Origin of the sequence: Streptomyces sp. NPDC002793, assembly GCF_040295485.1 — a bacterium.
Lineage (GTDB): Bacteria > Actinomycetota > Actinomycetes > Streptomycetales > Streptomycetaceae > Streptomyces.
On sequence record NZ_JBEOVL010000007.1, the window covers coordinates 215,778 to 227,956 of the forward strand.

Sequence of the window (12,179 nt, forward strand, 5' to 3'; positions counted from 1 at the left end):
CGCGGGGCTCCTTGCTCGTGGACCGCCCTGGGGACGGCGCGGGGGACGGGGAGTCGTACGGCTCGGACAGGGGGCACGGCGGTCATGGGGCCTGCCCCGTGAGTGCCAGGTCCACGGGGATGTCCCCGGTGGCGAGCACCGAGGACGGATCGAGGTCGGCGGGTGTGGGCATGGCGCTGCCCGGCAACTGCACGGCCGCGGCACCGTGCGCCACCGCGGCGGAAAGCGCCTCCCGGCCCGTTCCGCCGGCGGACAGGAACCCCGCGAGTGAGGCGTCGCCCGCACCGACGTCGCTGCGGACGCACTCCACCCGCGCCCCGGCGAAATGCGCACCGGCTGGTTCCACCAGCAGCTGACCGACCGGACCGAGACTGGCGAGCACCGACCGGGCCCCGAGCTCGCACAGTTCGCGCGCGGCCTCGAGGGCGTCACCGACAGTCGCGAGCTGTCGGCCCACGGCCTCGGTGAGTTCCTGCGTGTTCGGCTTGATCACGTCCGGTCGCTGGGGCAACGCCGCCATGAGGGCCGCACCGGAGGTGTCGAGGGCGATCCGGACGCCGGCGCGGTGACTGCGGGCGACCAGTTCGGCGTACCACTCAGGCGGCAGGCCGCGCGGCAGGCTTCCGCAGCAGGCGATCCAGTCCGCGCCCGCCGACCGGGCCCGGACGGTGTCCAGGAGGCGCTCGGCCTCGGCGGTGGAGATCTCGGGACCCGCCGCGTTGACCTTCGTCAGGGTTCCGTCCGGTTCGACGAGGGCGATGTTGACGCGGGTGCTGCCGACGATCGGTACGCCGACGGCCTCGATGCCGTGTTCGCCCAGCAGCCGGGCGAGCAAAGCCCCCTCGGGGCCGCCCAACGGCGCGACGGCCACCGTGCGGTGCCCGGCGGCGGCGACCGCGCGGGAGACGTTGACGCCCTTGCCGCCGGGATCGACGCGGTCCGCGGTGGCCCGGAGGACGGCTCCGCGGGTGAGTCCCGGAAGCTCGTACGTGCGGTCCAGGCTCGGGTTGGGGGTGACGGTGAGGATCATGCGCGTACCACTTCCGTGCCCCGGCTCTCGATGGCTTCGGCGTTCTCGGGGCTCAGCCCGGTGTCGGTGATCAGCAGGTCGACGTGGGAGAGATCGCCGAAGCGCGCGAAGTGTTCCTGGCCTGACTTGCCCGAGTCGGCGAGGAGCACCACCCTGCGGGCAGCAGCGATCACGGCACGCTTCACGGCGGCCTCGGCGAGGTCCGGAGTGGTCAGGCCGCCTTCGGGAGAGAAGCCGTTCGTGGCGAGGAACACGACATCCGCGTTGATCTCGGCGTATGCGCCGAGCGCCCAGGCGTCCACTGCCGCGCGGGTGCGGTGCCGCACCCTGCCGCCGACCAGATGCAGCGCGATCCCCGGGTGGTCGGAGAGTCGCGCGGCCACAGGGAGGGCATGGGTGACCACGGTGAGGCGGGAGTCGACCGGAATACCGGCCGCCAACCTGACGGTCGTCGTGCCGGCGTCGATGATGATGTTGCCCTCGGCCGGGAGCTCGCCGAGCGCGGCGGCGGCGATGCGGTCCTTCTCGTCGGCCGCCACGACGTCGCGTTCGGCGAGGTCCGGCTCGAAACCGAGCCGTCCAGCGGGGATCGCACCGCCGTGCACCCGGCGGAGGAGTCCCGCCCGGTCGAGAGCCTTGAGGTCACGCCGGACCGTCTCCGCGGTCACCTGGAACTGTTCGGCCAGGGACAGCACATCGACGCGCCCGCTCTCACCGGCAATGCGGAGGATTTCTTGCTGCCGCTCCGGTGCGTACATGTGGTTACGTATCCGTTCCATGCCCGAGTCTGTGGTTTCACCGGCAGACTACGGTCCTGCTTCAGGAAAGTAAACACATTCGGACTGTGAGCGGGCGTGAACGGACGCGTAGTAGGGGGGCGGGTGCGCGGAGCTCCTCAGTCGGTGCCGTGAGCGGCCGTTCCCGGCCCGAGTGGCCGGGCCAGCAGCGGTGCGCCCAGGACCTGGTGGCCGCCGCTGGCCAGCATCCGCACCTCGCAGCGCTCGCTTATCTCGGCGCGAACGATTCCGGTCTCGTCCTCGTAGACCGGGTAACCGCCGGCACCGGAGCGTGCCGTCAGCCGGACGACGACCACGTCGTCCTCGGCGCCGCCCGCCTGGAATATGAGCTCGTAACTCTCCGGATAGTCCATGACCGCATGACCGACCTCCCGACCGGGCCGACAGAAGCCGCTCGCCCGTCACCCCCATTGTTTCCCACCGGAGCGTATGGCGCTTCGGCGGGAAGGGCGGGTGACCTTCCGTGACTGCGGATGCGGAACGGGTGAGGCGGGGTGACCATCATCTGCAAGGGATCGGACGCGTGCTGTCGGCTTCGCACGGCCGCCCGTGACGCCAGGCGGGTGCCGCCGGCGCGATCGGACTTCGTCGGTGCGGGGCCCAGGGGCTCCCGGCCGCCCTGTGGAGAGGAACTGCCGTGCTGATGGCCAATCCCGCAACGCTGCGGAATCTCGTCAAGCGCTACGAGGCACTGCGTAGCATCCATGCACGGCTTGGCACTTCCGAGAGCGGCCGTCGGCTCGACGACGTCTCGTACACCCTCTGCGTCACCACAGGGACCAGGACCGTGCCCGACGCCCTGGCCGCCGCGGCGGCGCAGTTGCGCGTGGTCCCGTCGGCAGGATCGCTGGGGCCGGGGCCGGGGCCGGGGTCGAGGTCCGCCGAGGTGCAGCTGACCGCCTGACGCGCACAGCGCCGTGGGGAACGGCGCCGGTTCTTCTGAACCGGCGCCGTTCGTCCGTGTGGACGATCCATGGGTGCCCGGACGCACGACACGCCGAATGGGCGGACAGCGCCGTCGAACGGGTGACACCCGTCGGTCGAACAACATGACAGTCAGCAGAGGCGGCTAGTCATGCAGGCATGAGATTTGAGCCCCGCCGAACCAAGACCGTTTCCCCGCGTACCCGCCGGCTCCGCCTCGCCGGAGGCGCCCTGTGTGCCACCGCTCTCGCCGCCACTCTCGTGACCGGCTGCGGTCAGGACAGCGGTGACAGGACAGCCGCAGAGACCTCAGAGGCTGCGAAGGTCCTTCCGAACCAGACGACCAGTCCTTCCGGGAGCGTTTCGGGCAGTCCGTCCGAGACGGCGCAGCTGACCGAGGACCAGAGCAAGCGCAAGGAACTGCTGTCGACCGTCAAGGTCACCTTCGACAAGGCCGCCACGACGGCCGTCGGTGAGGTGTCGGGCGGCAAGCTGACCGATCTGGACCTCGAGGGCCTCGACGACGAGGACGACGCCAGCGGCAGCCCCAGCCCGACCGGCAGCCCGACCGGCAGCCCCAGCCCGGACGGCGCCAGCCCGAGCCCCGAGGCCAGCGTGAGCCCGAGCGGGACCGGCAGCCCGAGCCCGAGCGGCAGCGCCGGCAGCCCCAAGTGGGTCGCGGAGGTCGTCGAGGAGGACGGCACCGCACACGAGGTGACCATCGACGCGGTGTCGGGTGAGGTCATCGATTCAGCGCCGGACGCCGATCAGAGCGACGCCGACAAGAAGGAGCTGGCGGACCGGATCTCCAAGGCGACGCAGACCCCCGAGCAGGCCGCCAAGGTCGCCACGGACAAGACCAAGGGCTGGGTCACCTCGATCGGCCTTGACGAGAACGACAGCAAGGCCCTCGTCTGGCAGGTCGATGTGGTTTCCGAGGACTACAAGAAGACCACCTTCGACGTGGACGCGGCCAAGGGCACGATCACGGACGAGCAGGTCGACGACGACTGATCACAGCACGAACGGGTACATCGGTGGCGGCCGCGGCGCGGTGCGCCACCGATGTGCGTTCCCGGCGGCGGCGACCGCACGCGGTCTGTGCGGGCCGTTCACCGGAGGTCTCGCCGGCGCGTCCACATCGTCCGCCGATGGACACTCGTGTCATACGTCGGTACGAACGGTGACCTCGGTCCCCGGCGCGCGTTGTACAGGGCGTGCCTCTTCCTCCTCCCAGCTCGCACCCCGCCCCGGCCGCACCCGCGGTGCAGCCGAAGCCCTTCCTGCTGACGCCTCGTCAAGGGGAAGCCGCCCGTACGCTCATGGCCTACGTGGGATCGCTGCCACTGAAGGGGCCCGACGCGCGGCTCCTCGCGGCGGTCGTCGCCATCCGCGCGGCGCGGAGCGGGATCGGCAATCTCACCGGCCAGGACGTGCGGTCACTCCGCCTGGCCGATCCTGAGGGAGCCGTCACCGCCTTCGGCGCACTCGGCTGGCAGGGGCAGGAGGCCCTGCTCGGCGAAGACCTCGTCACTCCCGTGGGGGTCACCGTGCCGGATCTCGGCGGGCATCCGGACGCGAGGCTGCCCTTCGGCAAGGTGATGCGTTCCAGGGTGTCGGGCTGGACCGTCCGGACCCTCTCGGCCAAACCGGTCAAGAAGACCTCGACCGCCGCACGGCTGGCCGCGTTGTTCCTGGCTGCCCACGGACCGGCCGACGAGTACGGCACGCTGCCCGCCCTTCTGCCCGAGGAGTGCGGGGCCGCTCTGCCCGAACTGCTCGCCAAGGGATTCCTGCGGGAGTTGGACGGTGACCGCTATCTGCTGGCCGAAGCCGTGCGGCATCTGTCCGGGACGCGTCCTCCGGCCGACACCCCGCGCGTCGTGCGGGACGAGCCGGAGGAGCAGCTGAGCTGGGACGAGTGGAAGGACCGGGCGAGCGTGGCTCTGCGGGCACACGTGGAGGCGGTGGAGCGCTGTCCCCGGTGTTCCCTCTCCACGGCCAGGGTCTCGGAGGCCTTCATGCGGAAGGCGGTCCCTGCCCAGTTCAAGGAGAAGGTGCGCGCGGCCTTCAGTTCGTGGGAGGCCAGGTGTCCCGATCAGGGGCCTGCCGCCGCCGAGTTCGCAGCCGCGTTCCGCGCGTCGCACGGCCACGGCCCCTCGGTCAAGCAGCTCTGCGAGGCACTGGGCTGGGGGAAGATGTCACGGGACCTGCGGATCTTCGTCATCCGTCGGCTGATCGCCGACGGATGGCTGATGAACACCGATCCGGTGCCTTGGACTCTGCGCCCGGGCAGGGCCGTCCAGGCCGGCGCGTCCGGCGCCGCGGCCGCCGGAGCCCTCCGTCCACGTGGAGGCGCGGGGCGGCGGGTGTGACGTTCTGGCTCACCTCGCCCCGACGTCACGTTCACCAGGGCGACAGGCAGTGTCCGTCCCGCGGGAAGTGTCTGTTCAGCAGGGGCGATCCGGGTTGGTCGACGGCGGAACTCCGTGCCGAAAGCGGCCGGTCCGCAGGGTTCAAGATGATTGCGGTGGGCATGTCAGGCGTAGCGCGCGTGCCCCCCACAGTCACGCGCCCGACCCGGAGGACTCAGTGAGCAGCAGCGCACCGATACGTAAGGCCGCCCTCGTCGTGACCAGTGCCGTCGCACTGGTCATCGCCACCGCGAGCAGCGCGTTTGCCGCCCCGCCGACAGCACTGCCCGCGAACGCGGACGCCATGGAACAGGCCTTCCAGCCGGCGTACGACTACGACACGGACGGCTGCTATCCCACGCCGGCCATCGGCGCGGACGGAACCATCGCACCCGGCCTCAACACCACGGGTGCGGTCAACGGCAGTTGCCGCGATGCGGTGGATCTGGACAACACCAACGGCTATGCCCGTTCCAAGTGCAACAACGGGTGGTGCGCGGTGATGTACGGGCTCTACTTCGAGAAGGACCAGGCGGTGGCCGGCAGCGGGCTCGGCGGGCACCGGCACGACTGGGAACACGTCGTGGTGTGGGTCCAGGACAACGAGGCACGCTACGTGTCCACCTCCGCCCACGGAGACTTCGACGTCCACGCAGGCGACCAGATCCGCTGGGACGGGACTCATCCCAAGATCGTCTATCATAAGGACGGTATCAGCACCCACTGCTTCCGCCCGGCGAATTCGAACGACGAGCCGCCGGAGAACCACTACCACGAATGGCGGTTCCCGAGTCTCGTCGGCTGGAACGGGTACCCGGCAGGACTGCGGGACAAGTTGGTCCAGGCGAACTTCGGCAGTGCGACCTTCGGCCTCAAGGACGGCAGTTTCGCCGCCCACCTGGCGAAGGCGCAGCCGGCCGGAATCCCGTTCGATCCCTACGCCTGACGCACGGGGACGGGGCGGGCGGGCTGTGCGAGCCCGCCCGCCCCGTCACGTTCAGCGCGCGGACAGCTCCGATGGAGCCTCCTGGATCATCCAGCCGTTGCCGTCCGGATCGGCGAAGGACATGAACGAATTCCAGGTGTCGCCCCTGCCTTCCTCCCAGCCCGTCACCCCCACATGCCGGATCGGGGAGACATCGACGCCGCGGCCCACCAACTCCTCGCGCGCGGCCACGATGTCCGTCACGCAGACCTGGAGCCCCTGCAGCGTGCCGGGCGCCATCGCCTTCTCGCCGGGAAACGCGGGCATACCCCGGAGCAGGGCGATCGAACACCGCGAGCCCGGAGGTGTCATCTGGATGATGCGCATACCCGGGGCGACCTCGTCGTCCAGATCCAGCTGGAAACCTGCCTTCTCGGTGTAGAACGCCTTTGCGCGGTCCATGTCGGTGACGGGGACCGGAATGACCTCGAGGGTCCAGTTCATGGAACCTCCTCAGCGGAGTCGGAGTGCCTGGCCGAGGGGATCGTCCTCGGTGCAGCCGGGACAGCGGGGCGCCGTGGTGAACAGAGGGCGGCGCACCGCGGGTATGCAGGATGACCCGGTCCGCTATGTCGCCGCCTGCGAGCTGTCCCGGAAGCCACCCCAGCCGTGCCAGCGGTCGATCTCGATCCAGGCGTTGACGCGGGCGCGGACCCGGTCCGCGTACGGCTGGCCGAGGTACTGCCGGGACAGCCGGTCGATGCCGGCAAGCCCCTCGTCGTCGCTCACCTCGACGACACGCCCGATCAGGGTCACATGGGTGTACCAGTCGGACTCGTCGAGCACGGTCAGGGTGACGCGCGGATCCCGGCGGACGTGCTCGAGGCGCTTGCGGCCCTCATCCATGTTGACCAGCACCCGCCCGTCGTCCCACAGGTACCAGGTGGCCGCCGACACCGGCTGCCCGTCCGAACGAAGGGTCGCGATCACAGCCGGGTTGGGCTTGCGCAGCATGGCTACCGCGTCGTCGGGAAGAGGCGGCTTCGACATGTTCTCTCCTCAGTCTGGTGCTGGGCACCCTCCCTGGCCGGACTCTTCGGAGGGCGTGTCTCCACGCTGCCACACGACGGGTGTGTCGTCCGGCATCGCCCCACGCCCCACGCCGCGCGTCCGCGGTGAGCAGCCGTACGGCGGCGGGGGATTGTCAGTGGCGGCTGTGATGCTGGGAGCATGGACGAACTGATGAGGCGCCGCGTCTACGGCGCCGACCACGACGACCCCGATCCGGGGCCCCGGCCCGGGCACGACTACGTGGAACTGGTGGCGGGTCCGCTGGACGGGCTGCTGCTGGACGTGACCGGCTGGCCGCAGCAGCGCCTCGCCGCAGGGGCCGCGCTCGGCACGGAGCTGGGGAGATTCGGTGCCGGAGGACGCGCCGTGTACGGCCCGGTAGCAGCCGACCCGAAGCGCTGGGCCTGGGAGGCGGACAGCCCGTGAGCCGGCCGCATCCCCACCGTGGGCCGCGACCGTGTCCGACACGGCCGGGAGGCCCGGCCGAGCTGTCCGTTCCGCCGGATGTACGTCGTAGTACAGCGTTCATGACAGGAGACACACCCGATGACAGATTCGAGCCCGTCAGCAGACCGCAGCCGCGGGGGAGTGGCCTGGCCGCTGGTCCACGCCGAACGGGCTGCGCTGGCGGCCGACCTGGCGGGCCTCTCCGACGCGCAGTGGACGACACGTTCGCTGTGCAGTGAACTGACGGTGCGTGAGGTACTGGCACACCTCACCGCAGGGGCGAGCCTCACCGCTGTGCGGTGGATGACAGGTGTGATCAGATGCCGCTTCGATTTCGACAAGCAGGTAGCCGTACGCCTGGCCGAACAGCTGGGAGTGTCTCCGGGCGAGACACTTGAGCGGTTCCGGCGTGTCGTACCGAGCACGACGAAACCGCCGCTCCCTGTCATAGCCATGCTCGGTGAGACGCTCGTGCACGGGGAGGACATCCGGCGCCCCTTGGGCATCCACCGCGACCACCCGGTCGAAACGGTCACACGGGTCGCCGACTACTACCAGGGGTCGGACCTGGTGGTCCTTGCCAAGGGACGCATCCGTGGCCTGCGCCTCGTCGCTCAGGACGGCCCCTTCACCACCGGTGCCGGACCTCTCGTGTCGGGAACGACCTTGGCTCTGGTGATGGCCATGACCGGGCGTGCGGCGTATCTCGACGACCTGGAGGGCGACGGGGTCGGCCTCCTTCGAGAGCGCGCGGCAACGGCGTGATCCGGCCTCGCTCGAAGGCCGAGGACCGTGAGGGGTTCCCCCGGTGCGGTGGTCGTTCCGCGACTGACGGGCAACCACCGCACGCGGTCCTACGGTGCGTCGTTGAGCGCCCCGGCCAGTTCACGCCATTCGGCCCGCGGCAGGCCACCGCCGCCCTCGTCGGCGGTGAGCACCTGGAGCGCCAGGTGATCGGCGCCCGCGTCGAAGTACTCCCTGGCCCGGGCCTGCACGTGCTCGGCGTCCCCGAGGGCGAAGAGTGCGTCGAGCAGCCGGACGCTGCCGCCACCGTCGAAGTCGCTCTCCTCGAATCCCAGGCGCAGCAGGTTGGCCGTGTAGTTGGGCAGCTGCAGGTACATCGACAGCATGTTCCGGGCGGTGGTGCGGGCCCGGTCGATGTCGGTGTCGAGGACCACCGACAGTTCCGGTGCGAGCAGCGCGTCGGGGCCGAGCGCTGTACGTGCCTCCGCGGTGTGTTCCGTGGTGACGAGGTAGGGGTGTGCGCCCAGCGCGCGGCCGGAGGCGAGGTCCAGCATCTTCGGGCCGAGCGCGGCGAGGACCCGGCTCCCTTCGCCCACCGGCGGGGCCGCGGCGTCGAGGGCGTCCAGATAGGCGACCATCGCGCTGTACGGCTTCGCGTACTGCGGCACCATCGGGCCGTGGCTGACACCCAGGCCGAGCACCAGCCGCCCGCGCCGGCGTGCGTCGATCGTGGCGATCCCCGCGGCCACCTCCTCGGCGGTGTGGTCCCAGATGCTCAGGATGCCGGTGGCCACGGTGACCGAGCGGGTGGCGGCGAGGACCGCTGCGGCGTCCTCGACCGAGGGATTGCCCCCGATCCAGAGCGTTCCGTACTTCAGGTCTTCGAGCTCGGCGGCCGCTTCCGCGATCGCTTCCCTGCCGGCGTCGTCCGTTCGCGACCCGTGCAGGGCGCTGCTCCAGATGCCGACCCGTCCGAATGTCTCGCGCTTCTCAGAAGTCATGGTGTGATCAACAGCGATCCGGACCAGCTATTCCCGGCCGGGCGGGGTTCATCCGAATGGAGCTGGAGACATCATCTTCCGGAACCGGGCCCCGAGCCGGGAGGCGGCCGTCCCCCCCGGAGGGGCGCCTCGGCGGGCTCCGTTTCGCGGACGTTCACGGTGTCCTCACCGCGGGTCCTCGTCCGTGCCGGATCCCCAGGGTTGGCTTCGCGTCGTCCGGTCCGACGCAACAGACGAGGCACACATGTCCCTGAGGCACGCAGTCGCCGGCCTGGCCCTCCTTCCCGCACTCGCTGTTCCGGCGTCTGCGCAGGCGGCCGTGGCCCCCCATGAACGCGAGCCGGTTCGCGGGGCCGCGTTCGACCTGCAGGCCCACCGCGGAGGCCTCGGACTGACCACGGAAGGGTCTCTGGAGGGTTTCGCCAAGGCGATCCGCCTGGGTGTCAGCACCCTGGAGCTGGATACCCAGGTCACCAGGGACCGGAAGGTCGTCGTGACGCACGACCGGCAGGTCAGCGCTCAGAAGTGCAGGGACACCGGGCCGCTGGAAACCGGGGACCCGATGTATCCGTATGTCGGCAAGTACATCAAGGACCTGACGCTCGCCCAGGTCAGGACGATGAACTGCGGGTATCAGCAGCTGCCCGGATTCCCCGAGCAGGAGCAGGTCAAGGGCTTCCGCATGGTTGAACTGAGGGACGTGCTCGGCCTCGTGAAGAGCTACAAGGCCAAGCGGGTCAAGCTGAACATCGAGACGAAGGTGGAGGCCGGGGCACCGGAGCAGACCGCGCCGCGGCGGCTGTTCGTACGCCGCGTCTTCGAGGAGATCCGCCGTTCCGGCATCCAGAGGCAGGTTTCCGTCCAGTCCTTCGACTGGGGGGCGTTGAAGGAGATGCACAGGCTCGCACCGGCCTACCCCCTGGTGGCGCTGACGAACTACGACTTCCTTGAGGTAGGGAAGCCCGGAGCCTCTCCCTGGCTCGGCGGGATCGACGCCGACGACTTCGGCGGAGACTTCGTGAGGGCTGCGGCTTCCGTTCCCGGTGTGACCGCACTGTCCCCGAACTACGGCTTCCCGCAGAACGGCACGATCGCGGACCCCGCCTTCCGGTTCTATCCCGACAGGAAGATGATCCACGACGCCCACCGGCGCGGACTGAAGGTCGTTCCCTGGACCTGTGACGACCCGGCCACCATCGAGGCGCTCATCGACATGGGCGTCGACGGGATCATCACCGACTACCCCGACCGTGTGAGGGACATCATGGCGGCCCGCGGGATGCGCCTGCCCACGGCGTATCCGGCGCCACGTCACTGAGGCCCGGCGGGGCGTCGCCGAACTGCGGGACGCCGCAACTCCGCGTCGTGGGTCCCGAACACCAGAGGCGGGACGCGCGACCGGCATGTTCGCCGCAACCGATGAGGGGAGCGGTCACCGTCCGCGCGGCCGCGAGTCCGGCAGCCCTGCCGACCCGGCCGCTACGAAACGGTTGTGGGCCGGACTGCGTCAGGTGGGCCCGACGACGCGCGCATCAGCTATCCGGCCGACGCCGCGGCTCCATCGCCCTTCGCGGACGCGACGGGGCTGTAGTAGACGGAGCGTCCCTGCTTGGAGCGCTCCAGCAGCCCGTGCGCGACCCCTTGCTCAAGGGTGTTGCGCACGACGGTGACCTGGGTCGTGCGCTGAGGGTAGGCATCGGCCAGGGCGGCGGCCACTTCGGCGGCGGACTTCGGTTCCCGCTGGTCCGCGAGATATCCGGTGACCAGCTCGCGCCACGTCGGCTCGCCGGCACCCTTGGGAGCTGCCGCTCCCTTGTCGGCGGTCCGCTGCTTGGCGCGGACCCGGGCCTTCGGCTCGTCCCCCTTCCGGGACGTGGCCTTCCCCTTGGCGCGACGAGCGGCGGGCACGGAGGCCGCAGCCTTGCGGCCCTTGCCGGCGGACTTTCCGTTACCGCCGAGCACCTCCTGCATCTTGACCAGGATCTGCTCGCCCTCTTCCAGACGGACGAGCTCGTCCTGCAGCCGGGTCAGCTCGGCACGCGTACGTTCCTGTTCGCTCCGGTTCGCCGCCAGGTCATCCGTGATCCGCTGTGCATAGTCTGCGCTGATGGTGGATGTGAGAGTGTTTTCGGACATCTGTCCTCGTCTTCCGTCGTGTCTCAAACATGCGTGGCGGTCGATGTTACCGACACAGATGAAGGTATCGCCCCAGTGGATACCGATTCGCCATGGGTGCGGACAGGCTTCTGCACGCGACTGTCGGCAGCCGGGAGTGAGCCACTTCCGGGCACACGAGGCGCAACAGTGCCGAGGTGCTGCGGTGTTGGCTCGAAACAGCGCATAGGAGACCGCGGTCGGAGCGCGGGAGGGGGAGTCGTCTCGTCTCGTCGCGTGCCGTAGGAGTGAGTCAGGGGCACCGGACGTACACATCGCGTCGTTGCTCTCTGGTGGGGGGCGGTTTCGCCATGTAGCGTCACTGCCAGATGTCGTGGTTCGCCGTACCAGCCCGCGCTTCGGTGCGGGCGTTTTGCTGTACCGGTACGGATCATGGCGCCTCCGGGGCCGCGTGGTGCGGATTCGGATCTCAACGGGAAGGCACGAGCATGGCCAGCGGAACCGTCAAGTGGTTCAACGCCGAAAAGGGTTTCGGCTTCATCCAGCAGGACGGCGGCGGGCCGGACGTCTTCGCGCACTACTCCGCCATCAACGCCACCGGCTTCCGTGAGCTCCAGGAAGGCCAGGCAGTCACCTTCGACGTCACCCAGGGCCAGAAGGGCCCGCAGGCGGAGAACATCACGACCGCCTGAGCCCGTAGGTCGAGTCGGT

15 protein-coding genes are annotated in these 12,179 nt (G+C 69.9%); 8 read left to right on the forward strand and 7 right to left on the reverse strand.

Annotated features, from left to right (window positions below; translation table 11 throughout):
• Positions 1 to 82: 82 nt before the first annotated feature.
• The 3 genes from pfkB to ABT001_RS09550 form a co-directional block, all read right to left on the reverse strand.
• Positions 83 to 1,030 (reverse strand): 1-phosphofructokinase, encoded by a 948-nt coding sequence (gene pfkB, locus ABT001_RS09540; RefSeq protein ID WP_351274763.1) that lies wholly within the window; start codon positions 1,028 to 1,030, stop codon positions 83 to 85.
• Complete coding sequence (locus ABT001_RS09545; protein WP_351274827.1) at positions 1,027 to 1,788, reverse strand: DeoR/GlpR family DNA-binding transcription regulator; 762 nt, start codon at positions 1,786 to 1,788, stop codon at positions 1,027 to 1,029. Before ABT001_RS09545 ends, pfkB begins: the two co-directional genes overlap by 4 nt.
• A gap of 137 nt (positions 1,789 to 1,925) precedes the next feature.
• On the reverse strand, positions 1,926 to 2,180 hold the full coding sequence (locus tag ABT001_RS09550; protein WP_351274765.1) for a DUF6296 family protein: 255 nt from the start codon (positions 2,178 to 2,180) through the stop codon (positions 1,926 to 1,928).
• A gap of 284 nt (positions 2,181 to 2,464) precedes the next feature.
• Between ABT001_RS09550 and ABT001_RS09555 the strand changes: the two genes are divergently transcribed.
• The 4 genes from ABT001_RS09555 to ABT001_RS09570 all read left to right on the forward strand — a co-directional run bounded on the left by ABT001_RS09555 (position 2,465) and on the right by ABT001_RS09570 (position 6,111).
• Complete coding sequence (locus ABT001_RS09555; RefSeq protein ID WP_351274767.1) at positions 2,465 to 2,731, forward strand: DUF5133 domain-containing protein; 267 nt, start codon at positions 2,465 to 2,467, stop codon at positions 2,729 to 2,731.
• A gap of 179 nt (positions 2,732 to 2,910) precedes the next feature.
• Complete coding sequence (locus tag ABT001_RS09560; RefSeq protein ID WP_351274769.1) at positions 2,911 to 3,765, forward strand: PepSY domain-containing protein; 855 nt, start codon at positions 2,911 to 2,913, stop codon at positions 3,763 to 3,765.
• A gap of 308 nt (positions 3,766 to 4,073) precedes the next feature.
• The gene (locus ABT001_RS09565) at positions 4,074 to 5,126 is read left to right on the forward strand and encodes a hypothetical protein (protein WP_351274771.1); all 1,053 of its coding nucleotides are present in this window, start codon (positions 4,074 to 4,076) and stop codon (positions 5,124 to 5,126) included.
• 217 nt (positions 5,127 to 5,343) lie between these two features.
• On the forward strand, positions 5,344 to 6,111 hold the full coding sequence (locus ABT001_RS09570) for an NPP1 family protein (protein ID WP_351274772.1): 768 nt from the start codon (positions 5,344 to 5,346) through the stop codon (positions 6,109 to 6,111).
• Between the two features lie 51 nt (positions 6,112 to 6,162).
• Here ABT001_RS09570 and ABT001_RS09575 read toward each other — a convergent pair whose 3' ends face one another.
• Both ABT001_RS09575 and ABT001_RS09580 read right to left on the reverse strand, forming a co-directional pair.
• Positions 6,163 to 6,594: a VOC family protein gene (locus ABT001_RS09575; protein ID WP_351274774.1), complete on the reverse strand. Its 432-nt coding sequence runs from the start codon at positions 6,592 to 6,594 to the stop codon at positions 6,163 to 6,165.
• Positions 6,595 to 6,717: 123 nt separating this feature from the next.
• Complete coding sequence (locus ABT001_RS09580) at positions 6,718 to 7,140, reverse strand: PPOX class F420-dependent oxidoreductase (RefSeq protein WP_351274776.1); 423 nt, start codon at positions 7,138 to 7,140, stop codon at positions 6,718 to 6,720.
• A gap of 180 nt (positions 7,141 to 7,320) precedes the next feature.
• Here ABT001_RS09580 and ABT001_RS09585 point away from each other — a divergent pair, with 180 nt between their 5' ends.
• Both ABT001_RS09585 and ABT001_RS09590 read left to right on the forward strand, forming a co-directional pair.
• Complete coding sequence (locus ABT001_RS09585; protein ID WP_351274778.1) at positions 7,321 to 7,587, forward strand: hypothetical protein; 267 nt, start codon at positions 7,321 to 7,323, stop codon at positions 7,585 to 7,587.
• A 120-nt stretch (positions 7,588 to 7,707) separates the two neighbouring features.
• Positions 7,708 to 8,373 (forward strand): maleylpyruvate isomerase family mycothiol-dependent enzyme, encoded by a 666-nt coding sequence (locus ABT001_RS09590; protein ID WP_351274780.1) that lies wholly within the window; start codon positions 7,708 to 7,710, stop codon positions 8,371 to 8,373.
• A gap of 89 nt (positions 8,374 to 8,462) precedes the next feature.
• Here the strand turns inward: ABT001_RS09590 and ABT001_RS09595 are convergent, their stop codons facing one another.
• On the reverse strand, positions 8,463 to 9,353 hold the full coding sequence (locus ABT001_RS09595) for a TIGR03620 family F420-dependent LLM class oxidoreductase (RefSeq protein WP_351274781.1): 891 nt from the start codon (positions 9,351 to 9,353) through the stop codon (positions 8,463 to 8,465).
• A gap of 244 nt (positions 9,354 to 9,597) precedes the next feature.
• Here ABT001_RS09595 and ABT001_RS09600 point away from each other — a divergent pair, with 244 nt between their 5' ends.
• Positions 9,598 to 10,671, forward strand: a complete 1,074-nt coding sequence (locus ABT001_RS09600) for a glycerophosphodiester phosphodiesterase family protein (RefSeq protein WP_351274783.1) — start codon at positions 9,598 to 9,600, stop codon at positions 10,669 to 10,671.
• 218 nt (positions 10,672 to 10,889) lie between these two features.
• Here the strand turns inward: ABT001_RS09600 and ABT001_RS09605 are convergent, their stop codons facing one another.
• Positions 10,890 to 11,489 carry a hypothetical protein gene (locus ABT001_RS09605; RefSeq protein ID WP_351274785.1) on the reverse strand — a complete coding sequence of 200 codons (600 nt, stop codon included), beginning with the start codon at positions 11,487 to 11,489 and terminating at the stop codon, positions 10,890 to 10,892.
• Positions 11,490 to 11,956: 467 nt separating this feature from the next.
• On the opposite strand from ABT001_RS09605, the gene ABT001_RS09610 reads away from it, so the two are divergent.
• Positions 11,957 to 12,160 (forward strand): cold-shock protein, encoded by a 204-nt coding sequence (locus tag ABT001_RS09610; RefSeq protein ID WP_014158060.1) that lies wholly within the window; start codon positions 11,957 to 11,959, stop codon positions 12,158 to 12,160.
• The last annotated feature ends 19 nt before the right edge of the window (positions 12,161 to 12,179 follow it).

What these genes read in the sequence shown, in the direction of transcription:
- pfkB (WP_351274763.1), bottom strand. Translation starts at nt 1,030, where the DNA reads ATGATCCTCACCGTCACCCCCAACCCGAGCCTGGACCGCACGTACGAG.
- ABT001_RS09545 (WP_351274827.1), bottom strand. Translation starts at nt 1,788, where the DNA reads ATGTACGCACCGGAGCGGCAGCAAGAAATCCTCCGCATTGCCGGTGAG.
- ABT001_RS09550 (WP_351274765.1), bottom strand. Translation starts at nt 2,180, where the DNA reads ATGGACTATCCGGAGAGTTACGAGCTCATATTCCAGGCGGGCGGCGCC.
- ABT001_RS09560 (WP_351274769.1), top strand. Translation starts at nt 2,911, where the DNA reads ATGAGATTTGAGCCCCGCCGAACCAAGACCGTTTCCCCGCGTACCCGC.
- ABT001_RS09565 (WP_351274771.1), top strand. Translation starts at nt 4,074, where the DNA reads ATGGCCTACGTGGGATCGCTGCCACTGAAGGGGCCCGACGCGCGGCTC.
- ABT001_RS09575 (WP_351274774.1), bottom strand. Translation starts at nt 6,594, where the DNA reads ATGAACTGGACCCTCGAGGTCATTCCGGTCCCCGTCACCGACATGGAC.
- ABT001_RS09580 (WP_351274776.1), bottom strand. Translation starts at nt 7,140, where the DNA reads ATGTCGAAGCCGCCTCTTCCCGACGACGCGGTAGCCATGCTGCGCAAG.
- ABT001_RS09585 (WP_351274778.1), top strand. Translation starts at nt 7,321, where the DNA reads ATGGACGAACTGATGAGGCGCCGCGTCTACGGCGCCGACCACGACGAC.
- ABT001_RS09590 (WP_351274780.1), top strand. Translation starts at nt 7,708, where the DNA reads ATGACAGATTCGAGCCCGTCAGCAGACCGCAGCCGCGGGGGAGTGGCC.
- ABT001_RS09595 (WP_351274781.1), bottom strand. Translation starts at nt 9,353, where the DNA reads ATGACTTCTGAGAAGCGCGAGACATTCGGACGGGTCGGCATCTGGAGC.
- ABT001_RS09600 (WP_351274783.1), top strand. Translation starts at nt 9,598, where the DNA reads ATGTCCCTGAGGCACGCAGTCGCCGGCCTGGCCCTCCTTCCCGCACTC.
- ABT001_RS09605 (WP_351274785.1), bottom strand. Translation starts at nt 11,489, where the DNA reads ATGTCCGAAAACACTCTCACATCCACCATCAGCGCAGACTATGCACAG.
- ABT001_RS09610 (WP_014158060.1), top strand. Translation starts at nt 11,957, where the DNA reads ATGGCCAGCGGAACCGTCAAGTGGTTCAACGCCGAAAAGGGTTTCGGC.